Genomic DNA, 23,440 nt, shown 5'->3' with positions numbered 1-23,440 from the left:
TGAGCATCGGGTGAAGCTCTTTCGTGTGCCGGTGTCCACCCACCGCATCGATTGGATCGTGACCAACGATCTATCTCAGGATTCCACGGATGCAACACAAGAAGCGTGCGGCATGCGTTGGAAGATTGAGCAGTTTCATCGCGAATTCAAGCAGCTCACTGGAGCGGAAAAATGCCAGTGCCGGCGCGGCCGGATGCAGCGCAACCATATTGCTTGTGCCGTGCTGGTTTGGGATTGCTTGGCAGCTCAGGCGCGACAGGTCGGGAAAACACTCTATCAGCTCAAACGCGAGATGCTGTCCAACTATCTAAGAGCCGAGCTGCGCAGCCCGGCGGTGCGGATGGTGCTCGTTGCGTAAGTCCTAATTCTGTTTTGATGATTTTAATTCTGCGCATGATGATGCTCGTGAAGCGTTTGCAACGCCCAGAATCCTGGGCCTAAGGTCAGCCAATGTCTTGGGCTAGCTTCAGTATGAAGTCCTATGGGTTTGTTGCGTTAAACTCCGCAAATGAAAAGCCTGGTCGCAAGGTGTAATCTGTCGATTTCTCCTGAATAGTAAGTTCGACCTTATCTTGCTGGCTCAAGCAATGTATGATGCATTTCACGCTTCCCGGTGCACGGAAATTTTTTTGCTACAGGTAAAGCCGCTTTCTGTAGCCGGTATTGAATCCATACCTCGGCCGGTGTTTCCGCGTGCTGGCACCTGCCACGCCACCGCCTCGATCCGCGTGGATCCCGGCCAGCGCCGGGATGACGGAGCAGGGTGCGAAGCGTCTGGACTGGCGGGATGCGTACCGCGTCCGCTCGATTGCGGCGCCCGGGACGGCCTGAAGGAGTCAGTGAATGCCGGGCCTTCGCTCGGCAGGCCTCACACGCCCGGCCGGCTCCCCAACCCACACCCCCCGCATCGATGCACCTCCACCGTCACATGCCGCAGCGACTGCAGGTGCTCCAGGCGTTGCCGGTACTGCGCCGGCGCCAGCGGCTCGTCGGCCACGACGGAGGCCACGACCGACCACGCGTCCGGCCCCACCTGCCACACGTGCAGGTCGGCCAGCTGGGCGTCGCCGTCGCTTTCGATCGCCTGGCGCACCTGGGCGCGTAGCTCGGTGGAGGCGGTGGCGTCCACCAGGGCGTGGGCAGAGACCTTCAGCACGCCCATGGCCCAGCGCGTGATGACGACGGCGCCCAGCACCGCCACCAGCGGGTCCAGCCAGCGCCAGCCGTAGAGCAGGCCGCCGCCTAAAGCGGCAATCGCCAGCACCGAGGTCAGCGCGTCGGCGACCACGTGCAGGTAGGCGGCGTTGAAGTTGTGGTCGTGGTGTTGGTGTCCATGGCCATGGCCATGAGCGTGTCCATGCCCATGGCCGTGGTGGTGCCCGTGCGAATGGCCGTGGCCGTGGCCGTGGTGCGCATGGTCGTCGTGGTCGTCGTCATGGCCGTGGTGGCCGTGCGCCGCGCCGCCCGAGGCGCCGCGGTGCAGCAGCCAGGCGCTGCCCAGGTTCACGATCAGGCCGACCACCGCCACCACCATCGCCTCGCCGTAGGCGATGGGGTGCGGGTCGAGCAGCACGCGCACGGCGTCGATCACCAGCCAGGCCGAGACGGCCAGCAGCATCAGGCCGCTGGTGTAGGCGGCCAGCACTTCGATCTTCCAGCCGCCGAAGGCGTAGCGCTCGTTGCGGTGCGCCCGCTGCGCCAGCCGCGTCGCCAGCAGCGCGCCGCCCAGCGCCAGCGCGTGCGTGCCCATGTGCGCGCCGTCGGCCAGCAGCGCCAGCGAGCCGCTCCAGGCGCCGGCCAGCAGCTCCACCACCATGGTGACCAGGGTCAGGATCGTGACGGCGCGCAGCGCGCGCGAGCGGCCCTCGGCGCCGGCGTCCTGCCAGTCGTGGCTGTGGTGGAAGGGGGTGAGGTCGTGGACGTGCGGTTGCATCCCCCGATCGTAGGGGGAGGGCATGTCCGCGCCGGCAGGGGCGGCTTGCGCCTCGCGCGCAGCCGTCCCAGGGCGTGAGGGATCAGGCGTTGTGCGTGGCCCAGACGCGGCTGGCGCCGTCGCGCTGCACCAGCAGCACGTCGAAGCGGTCGCGCTGGCCGCCGTAGGCCGGGCCGTCCATGCCGGGCGAGCCCACCACCATGCCCGGCACCGCCAGGCCCAGCGCGGCCGGGCGCTCGCGCAGCAGGCGCCGCACGTCGGCGGCGGGCACGTGGCCCTCCAGCACGTAGCCCTCCACCAGCGCGGTGTGGCAGGAGCCGTACTGGGCATTCAGGCCCAGCTTGCCGCGCTGCACGCCGGGGTCCTCCATCTCGAAGACCTGCAGCTTGAAGCCGGCGCCCTCCATGTGCGCCACCCAGTCCTTGCAGCAGCCACAGGTGGGCGACTTCCACATCTGCACCCGGGTGGCGTCCGCGGCCGGGGAGGCGGCGCGCACCCGGGGCGCGGCACAGGCCGCCAGGACGAACAGGCCCGTGGCCTGCAGCAGGCGGCGGCGGTCGGCGAAGGGGAAAGGCTTGGGCTGGGACTTCATGCGGGGGCCGTGTCGATGCCGCTTGGGCGGCGGTTCTTGAGCGATGCCAGACGCCGTGGGCGCCGGGCGCGGAGCTTGCCTCAATGCGGGAGGCACGTTGCGCGTCCACGTCAAGACCCCGCGCGGAGGCTTGAAGTTCCCCACCTACAATGCGCGCCGCCTGACGCCGCCCCGGCGCCTTCCTCCGGACTTTCCGGGCTTCCTTCCGGACCCTCCAGCACCGTACTCCCATGAGCACTCCCGACCCGAGCACCCCCGACCTGTCGCATGTGGCCCCGCGCGAGAAGGCCGAAATCCTGGCCCAGGCGCTGCCCTACATCCGCCAGTTCCACGGCAAGACCATCGTCATCAAGTACGGCGGCAACGCCATGACGGATCCGGCGCTGCAGCAGGACTTCGCCGAGGACGTGGTGCTGCTCAAGCTGGTCGGCCTGAACCCGGTGGTGGTGCACGGCGGCGGTCCGCAGATCGACGAGGCCCTGACGCGCGTGGGCAAGAAGGGCCAGTTCATCCAGGGCATGCGCGTGACCGACGAGGAGACGATGGAAGTCGTCGAGTGGGTGCTCGCCGGCCAGGTGCAGCAGGACATCGTGGGCCTGATCAACGCCGCCGGCGGCAAGGCCGTAGGCCTCACGGGCCGCGACGGCGGGATGATCCGCGCGCGCAAGCTCAAGATGGTGGACCTCAACGACCCCGAGAAGCTCCACGACGTGGGCCAGGTCGGCGAGATCGAGAGCATCGACCCCAGCGTGGTCAAGGCGCTGCAGGACGACCAGTTCATCCCCGTCATCAGCCCCATCGGCTTCGGCAAGGACAACGAGTCCTACAACATCAACGCCGACCTGGTGGCCGGCAAGCTCGCCGAGGTGCTGCGCGCCGAGAAGCTGGTGCTGCTCACCAACATCAAGGGCGTGCTGGACAAGGAAGGCCAGCTGCTGACCGACCTCACGGCCAAGCGCATCGACGAGCTCTTCGCCGACGGCACCATCTCCGGCGGCATGCTGCCCAAGATCGCCTCGGCGCTGGACGCAGCCAAGAACGGCGTCAATGCCGTGCACATCATCGACGGCCGCGTGCCGCACGCCATGCTGCTGGAGATCCTGACCGACCAGGCCTACGGCACCATGATCCGCTCGCACTGATGGCGGAAAAGTCGAGCGGCCCGGCCCGGCGCCCCGCCGTGCGGGCCTGGCTGTTCGACCTGGACAACACGCTGCACGACGCCTCCAGCGCCGTCTTCGGCGTGCTCAGCCCGGCGATGACCGACTACATCGCCCAGGAGCTGGCCCTGGAGCCGGCGCAGGCCGACGCCCTGCGCCGACGCTACTGGCAGCGCTACGGCGCCACGCTGCTGGGGCTGATCCGCCACCACAACGTTCAGCCCGCGCACTTCCTGCACCAGACGCACCTGCTGCCCGGACTGGAGGAGCGCCTGCGCTGCCACGCGCACGACGTGGCGGCGCTGCGCCGGCTGCCGGGGCGCAAGTACATCCTGACCAATGCGCCCCGCGCCTACGCGCTGCGGGTGCTGCGGCAGCTCGGCTTCCTCGATGTGTTCGACGGCGTGTTCTCCATCGAGGACATGCGCGTCTTCGGCCACTGGCGGCCCAAGCCCGACCCCCGGATGCTCCAGCGCATCTGCGTGCGGCTGCGCCTGGCGCCGCGCCAGTGCGCGCTGGTGGAGGACACGCTGGAGCACCAGAAGGGCGCGCGGCGCATCGGCATGCGCACGGTCTGGATGCAGCGCTGGGCGCACCGCGCCGGGCTGCGCTGCTCGTCAAGGCCTCCCTACGTGGATCGGCGGGTACGGCGACTGGCTACCCTGTGCCGCTAGGCATGCAAAGGGGTTATCGTCAGGTGGAAGCATTTCGGCGGAAACTGCCGTAATACGCAATCGACTTGGCGGCAATCCGCCGATCGGATGGGCCGCGAAGCCGGCCGCCGGCGGCAAAGCGTCGCAAGATTCCCGTAGTTATTACCAACCAAGGGGGCCTTCCATGTCCGACCTGAGTGCAGCCGCCGGAGAGCCCGACGTCATTCCTCTGAACCTGACGGCGCGGCGACGCCTGAGGCCCGGCGAGCGGCGCACCCAGATCCTGCAGGCGCTGGGCGCCATGCTGGAGCAGCCCGGCAGCGAGCGCGTCACCACCGCGGCGCTGGCGGCGCGGCTGGAGATCAGCGAGGCGGCGCTGTACCGGCACTTCGTGAGCAAGGCGCAGATGCTGGAGGCGCTGATCGACTTCATCGAGACCAGCGTCTTCACCTCGCTGAACCAGATTGCCGAGCGCGAGATGCCCGGCACGGAGCAGGCGCAGCGCTCGCTGGCGGCGCTGCTGCAGTTCGCGGAGCACAACCCGGGCATGGCGCGGCTGATGGCCGGCGACGGGCTGGCGCACGAGGACGAGCGGCTCAACACGCGCATGAACGCCTTCTTCGACCGGCTGGAAAGCCACCTGCGCCAGTGCCTGCGCCAGGCGGCACAGGCCTCGGGCGCCGAGTCGCCCACGGGCGACGCGCAGGTGCAGGCGTCCGTGCTGTGCGCCTTCGCGCTGGGGCGGCTGCAGCGCTTCACGCGCTCGGGCTTCAACCGCCCGCCCACCGAGCACCTGGACGAGGTGCTGGCCCTGGTGCTGCGCTGAAGGCGGCACCATCGCCGCCATGAACGGCGGCGAAACCTGGATCGAACGCGGCGGCGAGCGGCTGCAGCTGCTCGCCGAGCGCGCGCTGTGGTGGCCGGCGCAGCAGGCGCTGCTGGTGGCGGACGCGCACTTCGGCAAGGCCGCCAGCTTCAGGCAGCTCGGCGTGCCGGTGCCGCAGGGCACCACGGGGCGCAACCTGGACCTGCTCTCCGGGCTGATCGAGCGCCATGGCGCCCGGCGGCTGCTGGTGCTGGGCGACTTCCTGCACTCGGCGCATGCCCACGACGCGCCGGACACGCTGGCGTCGCTCGCCGCCTGGCGCGCGGCGCGGGCGGCGCTGCAGATCGTGCTGGTGCGCGGCAACCACGACGACCGCGCCGGCGACCCGCCGGCGGCGCTGGGCATCGAGGTGGTGGACGAGCCGCTGCGCCTGGGCGGGCTGGCGCTGTGCCACCACCCGCGGGCGCTGCCCGGCGCCTACGTGCTGGCGGGGCACCTGCATCCGTGCATCACCGTCGGGCGCGGCTTCGACCGGCTGCGGCTGCCTTGCTTCCACTTCGGGCCGGACGTGGGCGTGCTGCCGGCCTTCGGCGCCTTCACCGGCATGTATCCGGTGCGGCCGGGCCGGGCGGACGAGGTGTTCGCCGTGGCGGGTGAGTCGGTGCGGCGCGTGTAGCGGGCCGCGTCCGACCCCGGCGGAGGGCGGTACCGCGCTGGCTACACTGCGCAGCTTTTCGCGCACCCCCCCGGTTCATCTGCCTGCCATGCCTGATTTCGATTCCCTGATCGCGCGCGCCGAGGCGCTGTTGAGCCGTCTGGAGGCGGTGTTGCCGCAGCCGCTGGCCGCGCCGGACTGGGGCGCCTCGGTGGCGTTCCGCTACCGCCGCCGCCGCGGCGCCGGTGTGCTGGAGCCGGTGCGGCACGTGGCGGGCATCCGCCTGTCGGACCTCAAGGAGGTCGAGCCGCAGAAGGAGAAGCTGCTGCGCAACACGGCGCAGTTCGTGGCCGGCAAGCCCGCCAACAACGCGCTGCTCACCGGCGCGCGCGGCACGGGCAAGAGCTCGCTGGTGAAGGCCTGCCTCAACGAGTTCGCGCCGCAGGGGCTGCGGCTGATCGAGGTGGACAAGGCCGACATGGTCGACCTGCCCGATCTGGTGGAGCTGGTGGCGGAGCGCCCGGAGCGCTTCATCGTGTTCTGCGACGACCTGAGCTTCGACGAGGGCGAGCCGGGCTACAAGGCGCTGAAGTCGATCCTGGACGGCTCCGTGGCGCAGGCCAGCGACAACGTGCTGATCTACGCCACCAGCAACCGCCGGCACCTGCTGCCCGAGTACATGAAGGAGAACCTCAGCTACACGCACACCGCCGACGGCGAGGTGCATCCGGGCGAGGTGGTGGAGGAGAAGATCTCCCTGTCCGAGCGCTTCGGGCTGTGGGTGAGCTTCTACCCGTTCAGCCAGGGCGAGTACCAGGCGATCGTGGCGCAGTGGCTGCGCAACCTGGAGGTGCCGGAGGATCGGATCGCGCCGGCGCAGAAGGCCTCGCTGGTGTGGGCGCTGGAGCGCGGCTCGCGCTCGGGGCGCGTGGCCTACCAGTTCGCGCGCGACTGGGCCGGGCGCGCGCACGGGGACGACCTGGCGCCGCCGCCGGCGGTGGCCGACGAGGAGCCGCCGCAGGGGCTGGACCATGTCTGAGGCGCGGCGCATCACGCAGCTGCCGGAGGGCTGCACGCCGGTGGAGGTAGCGGTGGGCGTGCTGATCGAGCGCGACGGTGAGGGCCGGGAAGGGCGCTTCCTGCTCACCAGCCGGCCCGAGGGGAAGGTCTACGCCGGGCACTGGGAGTTCCCCGGCGGCAAGCTCGAAGCTGGCGAGAGCGTCGAAGAGGCGCTGCGGCGGGAACTGCACGAGGAGCTGGGGATCGACATCGATGTGGCCAGCGTGCGGCGCTGGCACGTGGAGATGTTCGACTACCCGCACGCGCTGGTGCGGCTGCACTTCTGCAAGGTCTACGACTGGACGGGCGAGTTCCAGATGCGCGAGGCGCAGCAGATGGCGTGGCAGACGTTGCCGGTGCAGGTCCGGCCGGTGCTGCCGGGCACCATTCCCGTCCTGCAGTGGTTCGCGCAGGAGCGCGGGCACGCCGGGACCACCCATATCGACTGAGTACACTGAAACGATGGATTGGCTGGATGAAGTGAAGTGGGACCGCGACGGTCTCGTGCCCGCGATCGCGCAGGAAGCGTCCAGCGGCGACGTGCTGATGTTCGCGTGGATGAACCGCGAGTCGCTGGCGCTGACGCTGCAGCGCGGCGAGGCGGTGTACTGGAGCCGCTCGCGCGGGCGGCTGTGGCACAAGGGCGAGGAGTCGGGGCACGTGCAGCAGGTGCACGAGATCCGGCTCGACTGCGACGCCGACGTGGTGCTGCTGAAGGTGACGCAGCGCGGGCACGAGCCCGGCATCGCCTGCCACACCGGGCGCCATTCCTGCTTCTACCGCCGGCTGGACCAGGACAGCGGCGCCTGGAGCGCCGTGGACCCGGTGCTCAAGGACCCGGAGAGCATCTACAAATGAGCGAGAACCAAGCGCAATTCGGCGACGCCGTGCTGGCGCGGCTGGCCGAGGTGATCGAGTCGCGGCTGCCGGCCAACGGCGGCGACCCGGCCAAGAGCTACGTCGCCAAGCTCTCGGCCAAGGGCCTGGACGCGGTGCTGAAGAAGGTGGGCGAGGAGGCGGTCGAGGTCGTGATGGCGGCCAAGGACGGCGCCCGCGACAAGGTCGTCTACGAGGTGGCGGACCTGTGGTTCCACAGCCTGGTGGCGCTGGCGCAGTTCGGCCTGCGCCCGTCCGACGTGCTGGCCGAGCTGGCGCGGCGCGAGGGGCTGTCGGGGCTGGAGGAGTTCGCCCAGCGCAAGGGCTGAGGCCCGCAACCCTAAAGAGGAACCGCCATGGCCCTGCCGCCGGTGCTGCCGCCCGACAACGTGCCCGACTGGGAGCGCGACCAGCACCTGCGCACCATCGGCCACATCAGCTACGCGCTGCACGCCATCGTGGCGGTGGGCGCGGTGCTGCCAGCCTTCCAGCCCAGCGTGCTGCTGCTGGTGGCGGCCTTCATCCTGGACCTGGTGAAGAAGGACGACGCGCAGGGCAGCTGGCAGCAGTCGCACTTCGCCTGGCGCATCCGCAGCGTGCTGTGGGCCGCCGGGCTGTACCTGGTGACGGCGCCGCTGTGGCTGCTGTTCTTCATCCCCGGCTGGATCGCCTGGGGCGTGATTTCCGTCTGGTTCATCTACCGCGTCGTGCGCGGCTGGCTCGCCCTCAACGAGCGCCGTCCCATGCCCGAATAACGAACACCCTCTGCCCATCACCATGAGCACCGACCCGAACTGCATCTTCTGCAAGATCGCCGCCGGCCAGATCCCGTCGCGCAAGGCGTACGAGGACGAGGAGATCCTGGCCTTCCACGACATCGCCCCCTGGGCGCCGGTGCACGTGCTGCTGATTCCCAAGCTGCACATTCCCTCGATGGTCGAGGTCGGGCCGGAGCACGCGCCGCTGCTGGGCAAGATGATGGCGCTGGGCCCGAAGCTCATGCGCGAGCTGGGCGTGACCAACGGCTTCCGCACCATCGTCAACACCGGCGCCGACGGCGGGCAGGAGGTGGGGCACTTGCACATCCACTTCATCGGCGGCCCGCGGCCGTGGAAAAAGGGCTGAGAGCCGCGGCTCCCAACCCACCTGCGCGGGTTGGGACGGCTCGAAGGGCCCTCGCTGGGCGAGGGCGCGGCCTGCAAGGCTGAGCGGGCTCGTCCCACGAGACAGACAAACCAAGCCCGGATGGGGAAAGCTGTCATACGGCACCCCCTAGAATCCCGGGATTGAACAAGGAGTTCCGGACATGGGTTCTTTCAGCATCTGGCATTGGCTGATCGTGCTGCTGGTGGTGGTGCTGATCTTTGGCACCAAGAAGCTCAAGAATTTGGGCTCCGACCTCGGAGGCGCGGTCAAGGGTTTCAAGGACGGCATGAAGAGCGGGACGGAAGACCCCGGCGCGACGACCACGACGACCACGGCCGTGCCGCCGCAGCAGGTGGGCACGACGCACAAGGCCACCGATCCCAACACGGTGGACGTGGAGGCCAGGACCAAGTCCTGAGCCTGAACCGCAGACGGCGAGGCCCGCCGCGTCGGCATGACGCCCCGGGCCTCATCGCAGTTCACTTGCGGCGCCGCGGCGCCGCGCAACCTGTCTCCGGATGATCGATTTCGGTTTCGACAAGCTGGCGCTCATCGGCGCGGTGGCGCTCATCGTCATCGGCCCCGAGAAGCTGCCCAAGGTGGCACGCACGGTGGGCCACCTCGTGGGCAAGGCGCAGCGCTACGTGGCCGACGTCAAGGCCGAGGTCAACCGTTCCATCGAGCTCGATGAACTCAAGAAGATGAAGACGCAGTTCGAGGATGCGGCACGCAACGTCGAACAGAGCGTGAACCAGGAACTGCACGACACCTCGCGCGACCTGGAGCAGAGCTGGAACCAGGCCACGGGCTTCGGCGGCAGCGGCACGGACGGCAGCGGCAGCAGCAGCACGCTGGAATCCTTGCCGCCGCAGTACCAACACCCGCGCAAGAACTGGCGGCTCAAGCGGGGCGCGACGCCCCAGTGGTACAAGCAGCGCAACGGCGTGCGCACGCGCGCGCAGTCGGGCGCGGCACGGGTGGCACGCTTCAGGCCGCCGCGCGCTTCCTCATGAGCGGCCAGCCCCCCAAGGACGAACTCGAGGGCACCGAGCAGCCGTTCGTCGAACACCTGGTCGAGCTGCGCGACCGTCTGATCAAGGCCCTGCTGGCCGTGGGCGTCGTCTTCGGCGTCCTGGCGTTCTATCCCGGCCCCGGCGCGCTCTACGACCTGCTGGCCGCGCCGCTGGTGGCCAACCTGCCCGAGGGCGCCACGCTGATCGCCACCAGCGTCATCTCGCCGTTCCTGGTGCCGCTGAAGATCACGCTGATGGCGGCGTTCCTGATCGCGCTGCCGGTGGTGCTCTACCAGGTCTGGGCCTTCGTGGCGCCAGGCCTGTATTCGCACGAGAAGCGCCTGGTGCTGCCGCTGGTGGTGGCCAGCACGGTGCTGTTCGCGGCCGGGGTGGCGTTCTGCTACTTCTTCGTGTTTGGGCAGGTCTTCAAGTTCATCCAGGGCTTCGCGCCCAAGAGCATCACGGCGGCGCCGGACATCGAGGCCTACCTCAGCTTCGTGCTGACCATGTTCATCGCTTTCGGCGCCGCCTTCGAGGTGCCGGTGGCGGTGGTGCTGCTGGCGCGCATGGGCGTGGTGACCATCGATCAGCTCAAGGCCTGGCGCGGCTACTTCATCGTGGTGGCCTTCATCATCGCCGCCGTGATCACGCCGCCGGACGTGGTGTCGCAGCTCTCGCTGGCGATCCCGATGTGCCTGCTCTACGAGCTGGGCCTGTGGTCCGCCAGGCTCTTCATCCGCGCCACCAAGGCGCCGGACGAGGAGGAGGCGGGCAGCAGCAGCGACAAGGCGGCCTGATCTCTCCAGCCTGATGAAAGCGAACGGCGGCCCGAGGGCCGCCGTTTTTCATGGCATCGCGGTTGTGCTTCGTCTCGTCTGGCAATGAGCCCCGTTCGGGCTGAGCCTGTCGAAGCCTCCGGCACCGCCGGCTCGCAAGCCCTTCGACAAGCTCAGGGCGAACGGTGGATTGAGTCCGGGGTCATTGCTCGCGCTGCCCCGGCTTGGGCCGCTGGCCCACGGTGAGTTTCAGCTCCAGCGCCTGGTCGCCGCGCTGCACGCCGATGACGGTGTCGCTGCGCGGCTTGAGCGCGGCCACCGCACCCAGCAGCTGGGCGGTGTTGGCCACGGGACGCGCGTCCACCTTGGTGACCACGTCGCCGGGCTTCATGCCGGCCTTGCCGGCCGGCCCGTTCTGCAGCACGCCCGAGATCAGCACGCCTTCGCGCACGGGCAGCTTGAAGCTCTGGATGAACTCGGGCGTGAGGTTCTGCGGCTCCACGCCGATCCAGCCGCGCGTGACCTGGCCCTCGCGGATAAGGCTTTCCATCACCTGGCGCGCGGTGTCGGAGGGGATGGCGAAGCCGATGCCCAGGCTGCCGCCGCTGCGCGAAAAGATCGCGGTGTTGATGCCCACCAGCTGGCCGCGCGTGTCCACCAGCGCGCCGCCGGAGTTGCCGGGGTTGATGGCGGCGTCGGTCTGGATGAAGTTCTCGAAGGTGTTGATGCCGAGCTGGTTGCGCCCCAGCGCGCTGACGATGCCGGAGGTGACGGTCTGGCCTACGCCGAAGGGGTTGCCGATGGCCAGCACGATGTCGCCCACCTGCAGCGCTTCGGCCGCGCCGAAGGTGATGGCGGGCAGGTTGGGCAGGTCGATCTTGAGCACGGCGACGTCGGTCTCCGGGTCGCTGCCCACCAGCCGCGCCTGCGCCTGGCGGCCGTCGGAGAGCTGCACCTCGATGTCGTCGGCGTCCTCGATGACGTGGTTATTGGTGAGCAGGTAGCCGGTGCTGGAGACGATCACCGCCGAGCCCAGCCCCTTTTGCGGCTGCTGCGAGCCCGGGCCGTCGCGGAAGAAGAAGCGGAACCAGGGGTCCTCGCCATGCGGGTTCTGATTGGGCCGCGCGCGGGCGCCGCTGCCCTTGCGCGCCACCACGCTGACCACGGTGGGCGCGGCCACCCGCGCCGCGGCGGCGTAGCCCCCGCCCGCGGGCGCCGAGGTGCCCGGCGCCGGCGGCGTGGCGCTGGAGATGGCGACCACCTCGGGCATGACCGGTCCTGGCGTGCTGCGCAGCCACTCGGGCTTGAGCGTCGCCACGACGAACAGCAGGGCAACGGCCACCGTGACGGCCTGCGAGAAAATCAGCCAGGTTCTGCGCATGAAAGGGAGCGGGCAATGGGCAGCGTGACGCGTGCCGAAATAGAGCAATACCTGAACCAGGCGCTGGCGGCGGACCGCTTCAAGGATTATGGGCCGAACGGCCTGCAGGTCCAGGGTAAGCCGGAGGTGCGGCGGATTGTTTCCGGCGTGACCGCCAGTCGGGCGCTGATCGAGGCGGCCATCGCCGACGGCGCCGATGTCATCCTGGTGCACCACGGCCTGTTCTGGCGCGGCCAGGACGGGCGCCTGACCGGCTGGCTGGCCGAGCGCGTGCGGCTGCTGATGCGGCACGACATCAGCCTGTTGGCCTACCACCTGCCGCTGGATGCGCATGCCGAGTGGGGCAACAACGCGCAGCTCGGCCTGCAGCTGGGCCTGGCGGCCGACGCCCGCTTCGGCGAGCAGGACCTGGGCTTCGTCGGCGAGGGCGGCGGCGTGGCGCTGGAGGCGCTGGCCGAGCGCGTGGAGCGCTCGCTGGGCCGTGCGCCGCTGGTGCTGCCGGGCGACGGCCGGCCCCTGCGCCGCATCGCCTGGTGCACGGGCGGGGCGCAGGGCTGGTTCGAGGCGGCCATCGCCGCCGGCGCGGATGCCTACATCACGGGCGAGGTGTCCGAGCCGCAGGCGCACCTGGCGCGCGAGACCGGCGTGGCCTTCCTGGCCTGCGGCCACCACGCCACCGAGCGCTACGGGGCGCCCGCGCTGGCGGCGCACGTGGCCGAGCGCTTTGGCCTGGAGCACCGCTTCATCGACATCGAGAACCCTGCATGACTTCCACGAACGACCAAGCGATGCGGCAGCCGCTGCTGGTGACCATGGGCGATGCCGCGGGCATCGGCCCCGAGATCGTGCTGCGCGCGCTCATGCGCGAGGACGCACCGGCGGCGCTGGTGCTGGGCTGCCCGCAGGCGCTGCGCCGCGCGGCGGCGCTGCTGGGCGAGGCCGCCTGGCCGATCGCGGTGCTGGACGCGCCCGCCGACCTCGCGCAGTGCCCGCCGCGCTGCATTCCCGTGTGGGCGCCGCCGGGGCTGCCCGAGGGGCTGGAAGTGCTGCCCTGGGGCCAGGTGGACGCGCGCGCCGGGCAGGCAGCGGCGGTGTGCATCGAGGCCGCGGTGCGGCTGCTGCAGCGGGGCGTCGGGCGCGCCATCGTCACCGCGCCCATCCACAAGGAAGCGCTGTCGGCGACGGGCGTGTCCTATCCGGGCCACACCGAGATGCTGCAGGCGCTGGCGGCGCCGGAAGGCGGCGAGCCGCCGCCGGTGCGCATGATGCTGGCCAACGACGAGCTGAAGGTGGTGCTGGTCACCATCCACATGGCGCTGCGCCGGGCGCTGGAGGTGCTGGATTTCGAGGGCGTGCTCTCCACGCTCCGCATCGCGCACCACGCCGCCGCGGCCTGGGGCCAGGCGGCGCCGCGCATCGCCGTGGCGGGGCTCAATCCGCACGCGGGCGAGGGCGGGCTGTTCGGCGACGAGGAGCTGCGCTACATCGCGCCGGCGGTGCAGGCGGCGCGCGCGGAAGGCATCGATGCCCGCGGCCCGTTCGCGCCGGACACGGTGTTCATGCGCGCGCGCCACGCGCCGCCCCGGCACCCGGGCGAGTTCGACCTGGTGGTGGCGATGACGCACGACCACGGCCTGATCCCGGTGAAGTACCTGGGCGTGGAGGAGGGCGTCAACGTCACGCTGGGGCTGCCCTTCGTGCGCACCAGCCCCGACCACGGCACCGCCTTCGACATCGCCGGCCGCGGGGTGGCCGATGACGCGAGCCTGCGGGCGGCGCTGCGCATGGCGCTGGCGCTCAGCGGCGCCGCGGCGGCTTAAGCGCGCGGGGACTGGGGCTGCTGCAGCGCGTCGCGGATCTCGCGCAGCAGCACGATGTCTTCCGGCGCCGCGTCGGGCACTTCGGCCGGCGGCGGCTTGGGCTCGTCGCGGCGCAGCCGGTTGATCTGCTTGACCATCAGGAAGATCACGAAGGCCAGGATCAGGAAGTTCAGCGCCACCGTGATGAAGCTGCCGTAGGCGAACAGCGGCACGCCTGCCTTGGTCAGCGCGTCATAGGTCATGGGGCCGGTGTAGTTGGGCGGCGGATCGGCCAGGCGGATGAAGTAGTTGGAGAAGTCCAGCCCGCCGACCACGCGCCCCACCAGCGGCATGATCAGGTCCTTGACCATCGAATCGACGATGCGCTGGAACGCCGCGCCGATGATCACGCCGACCGCCAGGTCGACGACGTTGCCCTTCATCGCAAAGGCTTTGAATTCGGAAATGAAACTCATCGGCGGGTCCTTTTGAGGGTTTTTCTGGGTGCCGTTGTAGCGCTTGCCACACACAAGGCGATGCGGAGTATTTCCGGCTTTTGATTTGAATCAAAGTCGCGAATTTCGATGTGGCGGATGCACGCGAGCGTCAGCCACTCGAAAGGCTTTGTGTCAATCCTTGTCCGCTAGAATCTAGGGTTGCCCCTGAATCCGGAACAGTTCCTGAGGAAGCTATGTCAAAGCCTGAAGTCGACCAAGGCCGCCGCACCTGGGTGGCGATTGCCTGTGGCGCGGGTGCCGTCGGCGGTGTGGCCGCAGCCGTACCGTTTGTGAGCACTTTCACGCCGTCCGAGCGCGCCAAAGCCGCCGGTGCCGCCGTCGAGGCGGACATCAGCGCGCTCAAGCCCGGTGAAAAGATGACCGTGGAATGGCGTGGCAAGCCGGTGTGGATTGTCAAGCGCACTCCGGAGCAACTTGCAGGCCTGAAAAAGACCGATCCGCAGGTGGTGGACCCGAAATCCGAGCGCAAGCCCTCCGAGCTCACGCCCGAGTACGCGCGCAACGAGCACCGCTCGATCAAGGAAGACATCCTGGTGGTGGTGGGCATCTGCTCGCACCTGGGCTGCTCGCCCAGCGACAAGTTCCAGGCCGGCGCGCAGCCGTCGCTGCCGGACGACTGGCAGGGCGGCTTCCTGTGCCCCTGTCACGGCTCGACCTTCGACATGGCCGGACGCGTGTTCAAGAACAAGCCCGCACCCGACAACCTCGAGGTGCCGCCGCACATGTACCTGTCGGACACCAAGCTGTTGATCGGCGAGGACAAGAAGGCCTGATCCCAGGCTCCCGGAGAACACCTCATGGCTGAATTCAAGACCGTACCCGCCGATGCGCCGGTCGCCCAGAAGCTGCTGAACTGGGTCGACAACCGCTTTCCGGCTTCCAAGCTCTACAAAGAGCACATGTCGGAGTATTACGCTCCGAAGAATTTCAACTTCTGGTACATCTTCGGCTCGCTGGCGCTGCTGGTGCTGGTGATCCAGATCGTCACCGGCATTTTCCTGGTGATGCACTACAAGCCCGATGCGAGCGTTGCCTTCGCATCGGTCGAGTACATCATGCGCGACGTGCCCTGGGGCTGGCTGGTGCGCTACATGCACTCCACCGGCGCCTCGGCCTTCTTCGTCGTGGTGTACCTGCACATGTTCCGCGGGCTGATGTACGGCTCGTACCGCAAGCCGCGCGAGCTGGTGTGGGTGTTCGGCTGCGCGATCTTCCTGGCGCTGATGGCCGAGGCCTTCATGGGCTACCTGCTGCCCTGGGGCCAGATGTCGTACTGGGGCGCGCAGGTGATCGTGAACCTGTTCGCCGCCGTGCCCTTCGTCGGTCCGGACCTGGCGCTGCTGATCCGCGGCGACTACGTCGTGTCGGACGCCACGCTCAACCGCTTCTTCAGCTTCCACGTCATCGCCGTGCCGCTGGTGCTGCTGGGCCTGGTGGTGGCGCACATCATCGCGCTGCACGAAGTGGGCTCCAACAACCCCGACGGCGTGGAGATCAAGGCCAAGAAGGACGCCCTGGGCCGCCCGCTCGACGGCATCCCCTTCCACCCGTACTACACGGTGCACGACATCTTCGGCGTGAGCGTGTTCCTCATCGTGTTCAGCGCGGTGGTGTTCTTCGCGCCCGAGTTCGGCGGCTACTTCCTGGAGTACAACAACTTCATCCCGGCCGACCCGCTGAAGACGCCGCCGCACATCGCGCCGGTGTGGTACTTCACGCCGTTCTACTCGATGCTGCGCGCCACGACCGACGTGATGGTCAACGTGCTGGCGGTGATCGTCGCGCTAGGTGCCGTGCTGGCCGTGCTCAAGGGCCGTCTGCCGGGCAAGGCCAAGCTGGGCGTGCTGGTGGGCGCCGTGGTGGCCGTGGCCCTGCTCAAGGTCTTCGACGCCAAGTTCTGGGGCGTGGTGGTGATGGGTGGTGCCGTGATCATCCTGTTCTTCCTGCCCTGGCTGGACTGCAGCCCGGCCAAGTCGATCCGCTACCGTCCGAGCTGGCACAAGTACCTGTACGCCGTGTTCGTGGTCTTCTTCGTGGTGCTGGCCTACCTGGGCATCCAGCCGCCGTCCGAAGTGGGCACCCTCGTGGCGCAGGTCGGTACGCTCTTCTACTTCGGCTTCTTCCTGCTGATGCCGTGGTGGAGCCGCCTGGGCGAATTCAAGCCGGTGCCCGAGCGCGTCGTGTTCAAGGCGCATTGAGGCGACAGCCGGAGAAGCTCGAATGAAAAAGTTCATCCTCTCGCTCCTGGCCTCGCTGGCCATGGCCACGTCCGCCTTCGCTTCCAGCGGCGGCATCGCCTGGGACAAGTTCCCGGCGGACAAGCTCAACGACGTCGCTGCGCTGCAGAACGGCGCCAAGCTGTTCGTGAACTACTGCCTCAACTGCCACTCGGCGGCGTTCATGCGCTACAACCGCATGCGCGACATCGGGCTGACCGAAGAGCAGATCAAGAACAACCTGATGTTCGCCTCCGACAAGGTGGGCGACCTGATGAAGGTGTCGCTGGATGCCCGCCAGGGCAAGGACTGGTTCGGTGCCACGCCGCCTGACCTGACCGTCATCGCGCGCTCGCGCGCCGACGGCTCCAAGGGCAGCGGTGCAGACTACCTCTACACTTACCTGCGCACGTTCTACCGCGACGACACCAAGGCGACCGGCTGGAACAACCTGGCCTTCCCCAGCGTGGCGATGCCGCACGTGCTGTGGGAGCTGCAGGGCCAGCGCGTGGCCAAGTTCGAGGAAGAGAAGGACGCGCACGACAAGGTCGCGCACGTCTTCAAGGGCTTCGAGCAGGTCACGCCGGGCAAGATGAGCGCTGCCGAGTACGACAGCGCCATGGGTGACCTGGTGGCCTACCTGCAGTGGATGGGCGAGCCGGTGCAGAAGCAGCGCGTGCGCCTGGGCGTGGCGGTGCTGATCTTCCTGGGTCTGTTCACCTTCATCGCCTGGCGTCTGAACGCCGCCTACTGGAAGGACATCAAGTAAGCGAACCGTGCTGAACCGGCCCTGAAAGGCCGGCCAGAACCGCGCAGTGGGAGGCGTTGCCGCCCACTGCGCTTCATCATTTTCAGAGCGACAACAAAGGAGCCGTTGCCATGATGGTGCTCTACTCCGGAACCACCTGCCCCTACTCGCACCGCTGCCGCTTCGTCCTGTTCGAAAAGGGCATGGACTTCGAGATTCGCGACGTGGACCTCTTCGCCAAGCCCGAAGACATCGCGCTGATGAATCCGTACAACGAGGTGCCGATCCTGGTCGAGCGCGACCTCATCCTGTACGAATCGCACATCATCAACGAGTACATCGACGAGCGCTTCCCGCACCCGCAGCTCATGCCCGGCGACCCGGTGGCGCGTGCGCGCGTGCGGCTGTTCCTGCTCAACTTCGAGAAGGAGCTGTTCCTGCACGTCAACGTGCTGGAGGGTCGCGGCCAGCCCGTCAAGCCCACCGACAAGCAGCTGGAGAAGGCGCGCGCGCAGATCAAGGACCGGCTGACGCAGCTGGCCCCGATCTTCGTCAAGAACAAGTACATGCTTGGCGACGACTTCTCGATGCTGGACGTGGCCATCGCCCCGCTGCTGTGGCGCCTGGACTACTACGGCATCGACATGTCCAAGAATGCAGCGCCGCTGCTGAAGTATGCCGAGCGCATCTTCTCGCGCCCGGCCTACATCGAGGCACTGACGCCTTCTGAGAAGGTGATGCGCAAGTAAGCCATGAACGAGGCTGCCACTGACCAAGGCTCCAGCACGCGCCCGTACCTGATCCGGGCGCTGCACGACTGGTGCACCGACAACGGCTTCACGCCCTACCTGGCGGTCTTCGTGGACCGCAGCGTGCAGGTGCCGCTGGAGTACGTGAAGAACAACGAGATCGTGCTCAACATCGGCTTCGAGGCCACCTCGGGGCTGAAGCTGGGCAACGAGTTCATCGAGTTCAAGGCCCGCTTCGGCGGCCGCGCGCGCGAGATCGTGGTGCCGGTGGACCATGTGGTGGCCATCTACGCCCGCGAGAACGGGCAGGGCATGGCCTTCCCCGCGCCGGCCGCCACCGAGCCGGCGGAAGCCCAGGCACCGTCACCCGCGCCGGCGTCCCCGGCGCCGCAGGGCCTGCGCCTGGCCACGGCCGAGCCTGAAGCCGCGCAGCCCGAGGGTGAAAGCCCGGAGGACGCCACGCCCGAGCCGCCGCCGGAGCCGCCCGCGCCCGGGCGCCCGTCGCTCAAGCGCATCAAGTAAAAGGGTCGGCCATCGGCGGCTAAAATCCGCCGATGCCGTGCCGGCTTAGCTCAGTTGGTAGAGCAGCTGCCTTGTAAACAGCAGGTCACCCGTTCGATTCGGGTAGCCGGCACCACCCCCAGATGACAACGGCGCGTACCTCCCGGTACGCGCCGTTTTCCATTTCAGGGTGCCTTCAAGCCTTCACGGCCGCAGGTGGATGCGGATGCGCTTGTCGCCGAAGCCCTCGTCGCGCAGCTGCTGCTCGATGCGCGGCAGCAGCTGGCGCAGCTTGGCGGCGACGGCGGCGTTGGGGGCCAGCAGCGTCCAGCCGTCCTCGTCCACCGGGCCGGCGCGCAACTGCTGGCGCAGTGCCAGCGGCAGCGCGCGCGTGGCGACCTCGAAGCGCCGGTTGGACTCGCGCAGGCGCTGCGACAGGCGCTGCAGCGCGGCGTTTTCATTCAGCACCTGCGACAGGGGCAGGGCGGGAGGCAGCGTGGTGGCCATCGCCAAAGTGTAGCCAGCGCCTGCGAGGCCGCCCTGCGGGCGCGGCCTTGACGCCAGTCGGGGCGGGCGGCCGGGCGTCAAGAGTCCGTGAAGACCCGGGTGTTAAACTGCCCGGCTTGCCCGCCGCGGCGCTTCGCGGCTTTGCTCCCTCTTTATCACTGCATGTTGCCCAAGCTCCTGACCCAGATTTTCGGCAGTCGCAACGACCGCCTCCTGAAGCAGTACCGGCGCGTGGTGGAGCAGATCAACGCCCTGGAGCCCCAGTTCGAGAAGCTCGACGACGCGGGGCTGCAGGCCAAGACGGGCGAGTTCCGCGAGCGCCTGGCCAAGGGCGAGACCCTGGATGCGCTGCTGCCCGAGGCCTTTGCCACCGTGCGCGAAGCCGGCAAGCGCGTGCTCAAGATGCGCCACTTCGACGTGCAGCTCATCGGCGGCATGACGCTGCACCAGGGCAAGATCGCCGAGATGCGCACCGGCGAGGGCAAGACTCTCATGGCCACGCTGCCGGTGTACCTCAATGCGCTGCCCGGCAAGGGCGTGCACGTGGTCACGGTCAACGACTACCTCGCGCGCCGCGACGCGGAGTGGATGGGCCGGCTCTACAACTGGCTGGGCCTGTCCGTCGGCGTGAACGTGCCGGGGCTCAGCCGCGAGCAGAAGCAGGCCGCCTACAACGCCGACGTCACCTACGGCACCAACAACGAGTTCGGCTTCGACCTGCTGCGCGACAACATGGTCTACGAGGTCGCGGACCGCAGCCAGCGCGGGCTCAACTACGCCATCGTCGACGAGGTGGACTCCATCCTCATCGACGAGGCGCGCACGCCGCTGATCATCAGCGGCCAGGCCGAGGACCACACCGAGCTCTACGTGCGCATCAACGCCGTGGTGCCGCAGCTCAAGAAGCAGATCGGCGAGGCCGATCCGCGCACCGGCGAGGGCGTGATCGAGCCGGGCGACTTCACGGTGGACGAGAAGACGCACCAGGTCTACCTCACCGAGGCCGGCCACGAGCACGCCGAGGCGATCCTGACCGAGGCCGGGCTGCTGGCCGAGGGCGCCAGCCTCTACGACCCGGCCAACATCACGCTGATGCACCACGTCTACGCGGCGCTGCGTGCCCGTCACCTCTACAACCGCGACCAGCACTACGTGGTGCAGAACGGCGAAGTGGTGATCGTGGACGAGTTCACCGGCCGCCTCATGACCGGCCGGCGCTGGAGCGACGGCCTGCACCAGGCGGTGGAGGCCAAGGAAGGCGTGCAGATCCAGAGCGAGAACCAGACGCTCGCCTCCGTCACCTTCCAGAACTACTTCCGCCTGTACGGCAAGCTCGGCGGCATGACCGGCACGGCCGACACCGAGGCCTACGAGTTCCAGGAGATCTACGGGCTGGAGACGGTGGTGATCCCGCCCAACAAGCCCACCGTCCGCAAGGACGAGCTGGACCTGGTCTACAAGACGACCAAGGAAAAGTACGACGCGGTCGTCAAGGACATCCAGGACTGCGTCCAGCGTGGCCAGCCGGTGCTGGTGGGCACGACCTCGATTGAGAACTCCGAGATCGTCTCCGCGCTGCTGCAGAAGTTCAAGCTGCCGCACCAGGTGCTCAACGCCAAGCAGCACGCCAAGGAGGCGGAGATCGTGGCGCAGGCCGGCCGGCCCGGCGTCATCACCATCGCCACCAACATGGCCGGCCGTGGCACGGACATCGTGCTGGGCGGCAACGTCGAGAAGCAGATCCAGTTCCTCGAAGCCGACGAGAGCGTTCCGGCCGAGGACAAGGCGCGCCGCATCCAACAGCTGCGCGACGAGTGGGCGGGCCTGAACGCCCAGGTGAAGGCCGCGGGCGGCCTGCGCATCATCGCCACCGAGCGCCACGAAAGCCGTCGCATCGACAACCAGTTGCGCGGCCGCTCTGGCCGCCAGGGCGACCCGGGCAGCTCGCGCTTCTACCTGAGCCTGGACGACTCGCTGATGCGCATCTTCGCGGGCGACCGCGTGCGCGCGATCATGGACCGGCTCAAGATGCCCGAGGGCGAGGCGATCGAGGCCGGCATCGTCACGCGCTCCATCGAGAGCGCGCAGCGCAAGGTCGAGGCCCGCAACTTCGACGTCCGCAAGCAGCTGCTGGAGTACGACGACGTCGCCAACGACCAGCGCAAGGTGATCTACCAGCAGCGCAACGAGATCCTGGAGGCGCAGAGCCTCGACGAGCAGATCTCCAACCTGCGCCGCAGCACCATGACGGCGCTGGTGCGCGAGTACGTGCCGCCGGAGAGCCTGGAAGAGCAGTGGGACCTCGCCGGCCTGGAGCGCCAGCTGCGCGACGAGTGGCAGATCGAGCTGCCGCTGAAGTCCATCGTCGAGGGCAGCCAGTCCACCACCGACGAAGACGTCCTGGAGGCCGTGGTGAAGGCTGCCGACGAGGTCTTCGCCGCCAAGGTGGCGCAGGTGGGCGCCGAGCAGTTCACGCCCTTCATGCGCATGGTGCTGCTGCAGTCCATCGACACCCACTGGCGCGAGCACCTCGCCGCGCTGGACTACCTGCGCCAGGGCATCCACCTGCGCGGCTACGCGCAGAAGAACCCCAAGCAGGAATACAAGCGCGAGGCCTTCGAGCTCTTCGCGCAGCTGCTGGACGCGGTCAAGACCGAGGTCACGCGCGTGCTGATGACGGTGCGCATCCAGACGCAGGAGCAGGTGGCGCAGGCCGCCGAAGCGCTGGAAGAGCGCGCCGGTGCCGTCAGCAACGTGACCTACACGCACCCCAACGACGACGGCTCGGTGTCGCAGGACCGCGACCCGTCCGACGAGATGCCCAAGGTCGGCCGCAACGACCCCTGCCCCTGCGGCAGCGGCAAGAAGTACAAGCAGTGCCACGGCAAGCTCAGCTGAGCCGGGCCGCCGAGCGCCTGGAGCCCTACTGCAAGGAGTTGATTCGATGCCCGTGAACCTGTCTGCGCCCGATCCCGCAACGCTCGCGCCCGTGCCCGGCGTGCGCATCGGCACCGCCATGGCTGGCGTGCGCAAGGCCAACCGCCGCGACCTGACCGTCATGACCCTGGCCGAGGGCTCGGCCGTGGCCGGCGTGTTCACGCTCAACCGCTTCTGCGCCGCCCCGGTGCAGCTGTGCCGCGAGTACCTGGCCGCGGGCAGCGCCGTGCGCGCCCTGGTCATCAACACCGGCAACGCCAACGCCGGCACCGGCGAGGACGGCCTGGTGCGCGCGCGCCGCACCTGCATCGCGCTGGCGCGGCAGCTGAGCCTGTCGCCCGAGCAGGTGCTGCCGTTCTCCACCGGCGTGATCATGGAAACGCTGCCGGTGGAGCGCATCGAGGCCGGGCTGCCGGCGGCGCTGGCGGACCTGAAGGAGGACAACTGGGCGCTGGCGGCCGAGGGCATCATGACCACCGACACGCTGCCCAAGGCCGCCTCGCGCCAGGTGCAGATCGGTGGCCGCACCGTCACCGTCACCGGCATCAGCAAGGGCGCCGGGATGATCCGTCCCAACATGGCCACGATGCTGGGCTTCGTCGCCACCGACGCCGTCATCGCCCCGGCGCTGCTGCAGCCGCTGGTCAAGGAAGCGGCCGACGCCAGCTTCAACCGCATCACCATCGACGGCGACGCCTCCACGAACGACTCGTTCGTGCTGATCGCCACCCGCCAGGCGGGCCACGGCGAGATCACCTCGCTGGACTCGGCCGAGGGCCAGGCGCTGCGCGAGGCGGTGACTGCCGTGTCGCAGCAGCTGGCGCAGGCCATCGTGCGCGACGGCGAGGGGGCCACCAAGTTCATCACCGTGCGCATCGACGGCGGCCGCAACGAGGACGAGTGCCGCCAGGCGGCCTACGCCATCGCGCACTCGCCGCTGGTCAAGACCGCCTTCTTCGCCAGCGACCCGAACCTGGGCCGCATCCTGGCCGCGGTGGGCTACGCCGGCATCGGCGACCTGGACCAGGGCCTGATCGACCTGTTCCTGGACGACGTGCACGTGGTGGTGCAGGGCGGCCGGCATCCCAGCTACCAGGAAGCCGACGGCCAGCGCGTGATGAAGCAGGCCGAGATCACCGTGCGCGTGGACCTGCACCGCGGCCCGGCCAGCGCCACCGTCTGGACCTGCGACCTCTCGCACGACTACGTCAGCATCAACGCCGACTACCGCTCCTGAGCTGAGCCCCACGGTGGCCGCCTTGTGACGGGCCACCGTCTCGACGTCGCCCGGCGCCGACCCTTTCGCGCCGCCGCGCCCCGCCTGTTCCCCTCGATCACGGGGGAAACCCTGTGCGGGGTACATTCCTTTTTTTCGCGCTCACCCGGGTGCGAATC

General features: G+C 68.7%; 27 protein-coding genes, 1 tRNA gene and 1 pseudogene. 24 read left to right on the top strand and 5 right to left on the bottom strand.

The window, feature by feature from the left end; all coding sequences use genetic code 11:
- Positions 1-358 (top strand): annotated as a pseudogene (locus H537_RS54350) (IS701 family transposase); the annotation flags it as partial.
- Positions 359-868: 510 nt separating this feature from the next.
- On the opposite strand, the gene H537_RS0109655 reads toward H537_RS54350, so the two are convergent.
- Entirely contained in the window at positions 869-1,933 is a 1,065-nt protein-coding gene (locus H537_RS0109655; protein WP_028997759.1) for a cation diffusion facilitator family transporter, read from the bottom strand.
- Positions 1,934-2,015: 82 nt separating this feature from the next.
- On the bottom strand, positions 2,016-2,525 hold the full coding sequence (locus H537_RS0109650; RefSeq protein ID WP_028997758.1) for a DUF411 domain-containing protein: 510 nt from the start codon (positions 2,523-2,525) through the stop codon (positions 2,016-2,018).
- A gap of 230 nt (positions 2,526-2,755) precedes the next feature.
- Here H537_RS0109650 and argB point away from each other — a divergent pair, with 230 nt between their 5' ends.
- The 13 genes from argB to tatC all read left to right on the top strand — a co-directional run bounded on the left by argB (position 2,756) and on the right by tatC (position 10,710).
- Positions 2,756-3,667: an acetylglutamate kinase gene (argB, locus tag H537_RS0109645; protein ID WP_028997757.1), complete on the top strand. Its 912-nt coding sequence runs from the start codon at positions 2,756-2,758 to the stop codon at positions 3,665-3,667.
- The gene (locus H537_RS0109640; protein WP_051242271.1) at positions 3,667-4,359 is read left to right on the top strand and encodes a pyrimidine 5'-nucleotidase; all 693 of its coding nucleotides are present in this window, start codon (positions 3,667-3,669) and stop codon (positions 4,357-4,359) included. Before argB ends, H537_RS0109640 begins: the two co-directional genes overlap by 1 nt.
- A gap of 163 nt (positions 4,360-4,522) precedes the next feature.
- Positions 4,523-5,164, top strand: a complete 642-nt coding sequence (gene slmA / locus H537_RS0109635; protein ID WP_028997755.1) for a nucleoid occlusion factor SlmA — start codon at positions 4,523-4,525, stop codon at positions 5,162-5,164.
- A gap of 19 nt (positions 5,165-5,183) precedes the next feature.
- Positions 5,184-5,840, top strand: coding sequence for a ligase-associated DNA damage response endonuclease PdeM (gene pdeM / locus H537_RS0109630; RefSeq protein WP_028997754.1), 657 nt, complete (start codon positions 5,184-5,186; stop codon positions 5,838-5,840).
- A gap of 88 nt (positions 5,841-5,928) precedes the next feature.
- Positions 5,929-6,858, top strand: coding sequence for an ATP-binding protein (locus H537_RS0109625; RefSeq protein WP_028997753.1), 930 nt, complete (start codon positions 5,929-5,931; stop codon positions 6,856-6,858).
- A complete protein-coding gene (locus H537_RS0109620; protein WP_028997752.1) occupies positions 6,851-7,327 on the top strand; it encodes an NUDIX domain-containing protein in 477 nt (158 codons plus the stop codon). Before H537_RS0109625 ends, H537_RS0109620 begins: the two co-directional genes overlap by 8 nt.
- A 13-nt stretch (positions 7,328-7,340) precedes the next feature.
- Positions 7,341-7,736 (top strand): phosphoribosyl-AMP cyclohydrolase, encoded by a 396-nt coding sequence (hisI, locus tag H537_RS0109615; protein WP_028997751.1) that lies wholly within the window; start codon positions 7,341-7,343, stop codon positions 7,734-7,736.
- Entirely contained in the window at positions 7,733-8,083 is a 351-nt protein-coding gene (locus H537_RS0109610; RefSeq protein ID WP_028997750.1) for a phosphoribosyl-ATP diphosphatase, read from the top strand. The genes hisI and H537_RS0109610 overlap by 4 nt, the downstream gene beginning before the upstream one ends.
- Positions 8,084-8,110: 27 nt before the next feature.
- Positions 8,111-8,509, top strand: coding sequence for a DUF4870 family protein (locus H537_RS0109605; protein ID WP_051242267.1), 399 nt, complete (start codon positions 8,111-8,113; stop codon positions 8,507-8,509).
- A 22-nt stretch (positions 8,510-8,531) separates the two neighbouring features.
- On the top strand, positions 8,532-8,879 hold the full coding sequence (locus H537_RS0109600) for a histidine triad nucleotide-binding protein (RefSeq protein WP_028997748.1): 348 nt from the start codon (positions 8,532-8,534) through the stop codon (positions 8,877-8,879).
- 181 nt (positions 8,880-9,060) lie between these two features.
- Positions 9,061-9,318 (top strand): Sec-independent protein translocase subunit TatA, encoded by a 258-nt coding sequence (tatA, locus tag H537_RS0109595; protein WP_028997747.1) that lies wholly within the window; start codon positions 9,061-9,063, stop codon positions 9,316-9,318.
- A 100-nt stretch (positions 9,319-9,418) separates the two neighbouring features.
- A complete protein-coding gene (gene tatB / locus H537_RS0109590; protein ID WP_028997746.1) occupies positions 9,419-9,913 on the top strand; it encodes a Sec-independent protein translocase protein TatB in 495 nt (164 codons plus the stop codon).
- On the top strand, positions 9,910-10,710 hold the full coding sequence (tatC, locus tag H537_RS0109585) for a twin-arginine translocase subunit TatC (protein ID WP_028997745.1): 801 nt from the start codon (positions 9,910-9,912) through the stop codon (positions 10,708-10,710). Before tatB ends, tatC begins: the two co-directional genes overlap by 4 nt.
- A 181-nt stretch (positions 10,711-10,891) precedes the next feature.
- On the opposite strand, the gene H537_RS0109580 is transcribed toward tatC, so the two are convergent.
- Positions 10,892-12,070: a S1C family serine protease gene (locus H537_RS0109580; RefSeq protein ID WP_028997744.1), complete on the bottom strand. Its 1,179-nt coding sequence runs from the start codon at positions 12,068-12,070 to the stop codon at positions 10,892-10,894.
- Positions 12,071-12,085: 15 nt separating this feature from the next.
- Between H537_RS0109580 and H537_RS0109575 the strand changes: the two genes are divergently transcribed.
- Complete coding sequence (locus tag H537_RS0109575; protein WP_084150558.1) at positions 12,086-12,838, top strand: Nif3-like dinuclear metal center hexameric protein; 753 nt, start codon at positions 12,086-12,088, stop codon at positions 12,836-12,838.
- Positions 12,835-13,890, top strand: a complete 1,056-nt coding sequence (gene pdxA / locus H537_RS0109570) for a 4-hydroxythreonine-4-phosphate dehydrogenase PdxA (protein ID WP_043458476.1) — start codon at positions 12,835-12,837, stop codon at positions 13,888-13,890. Before H537_RS0109575 ends, pdxA begins: the two co-directional genes overlap by 4 nt.
- Here pdxA and mscL read toward each other — a convergent pair.
- Positions 13,887-14,345 carry a large conductance mechanosensitive channel protein MscL gene (mscL, locus tag H537_RS0109565; RefSeq protein ID WP_028997741.1) on the bottom strand — a complete coding sequence of 153 codons (459 nt, stop codon included), beginning with the start codon at positions 14,343-14,345 and terminating at the stop codon, positions 13,887-13,889. The two genes, pdxA and mscL, sit on opposite strands and share 4 nt — an antisense overlap.
- Before the next feature lie 215 nt (positions 14,346-14,560).
- Between mscL and petA the strand changes: the two genes are divergently transcribed.
- From petA to H537_RS0109535, 6 genes are all read left to right on the top strand, one after another.
- Positions 14,561-15,160, top strand: a complete 600-nt coding sequence (gene petA, locus H537_RS0109560; protein WP_028997740.1) for a ubiquinol-cytochrome c reductase iron-sulfur subunit — start codon at positions 14,561-14,563, stop codon at positions 15,158-15,160.
- 24 nt (positions 15,161-15,184) lie between these two features.
- Entirely contained in the window at positions 15,185-16,585 is a 1,401-nt protein-coding gene (locus H537_RS0109555; RefSeq protein WP_028997739.1) for a cytochrome b, read from the top strand.
- 22 nt (positions 16,586-16,607) lie between these two features.
- Positions 16,608-17,372, top strand: coding sequence for a cytochrome c1 (locus tag H537_RS0109550; RefSeq protein ID WP_028997738.1), 765 nt, complete (start codon positions 16,608-16,610; stop codon positions 17,370-17,372).
- Between the two features lie 110 nt (positions 17,373-17,482).
- Positions 17,483-18,100, top strand: a complete 618-nt coding sequence (locus tag H537_RS0109545) for a glutathione S-transferase N-terminal domain-containing protein (RefSeq protein WP_028997737.1) — start codon at positions 17,483-17,485, stop codon at positions 18,098-18,100.
- A gap of 3 nt (positions 18,101-18,103) precedes the next feature.
- A complete protein-coding gene (locus H537_RS0109540; protein WP_028997736.1) occupies positions 18,104-18,622 on the top strand; it encodes a ClpXP protease specificity-enhancing factor in 519 nt (172 codons plus the stop codon).
- Positions 18,623-18,661: 39 nt separating this feature from the next.
- Positions 18,662-18,737: transfer RNA gene (locus tag H537_RS0109535), tRNA-Thr, on the top strand.
- Positions 18,738-18,805: 68 nt separating this feature from the next.
- Here H537_RS0109535 and H537_RS0109530 read toward each other — a convergent pair.
- Positions 18,806-19,108: a hypothetical protein gene (locus H537_RS0109530; RefSeq protein ID WP_043458475.1), complete on the bottom strand. Its 303-nt coding sequence runs from the start codon at positions 19,106-19,108 to the stop codon at positions 18,806-18,808.
- A 162-nt stretch (positions 19,109-19,270) separates the two neighbouring features.
- Between H537_RS0109530 and secA the strand changes: the two genes are divergently transcribed.
- Together secA and argJ are read left to right on the top strand one after the other, a co-directional pair.
- A complete protein-coding gene (secA, locus tag H537_RS0109525; protein WP_028997734.1) occupies positions 19,271-22,006 on the top strand; it encodes a preprotein translocase subunit SecA in 2,736 nt (911 codons plus the stop codon).
- A gap of 46 nt (positions 22,007-22,052) precedes the next feature.
- Entirely contained in the window at positions 22,053-23,282 is a 1,230-nt protein-coding gene (gene argJ / locus H537_RS0109520) for a bifunctional glutamate N-acetyltransferase/amino-acid acetyltransferase ArgJ (RefSeq protein ID WP_028997733.1), read from the top strand.
- Positions 23,283-23,440: the final 158 nt, after the last annotated feature.

This window comes from Azohydromonas australica DSM 1124 (assembly GCF_000430725.1).
GTDB classification, from domain to species: domain Bacteria; phylum Pseudomonadota; class Gammaproteobacteria; order Burkholderiales; family Burkholderiaceae_C; genus Azohydromonas; species Azohydromonas australica.
Note: the sequence above shows the minus strand (reverse complement) of the source record. Positions and strands in the feature narration are given on the sequence as shown.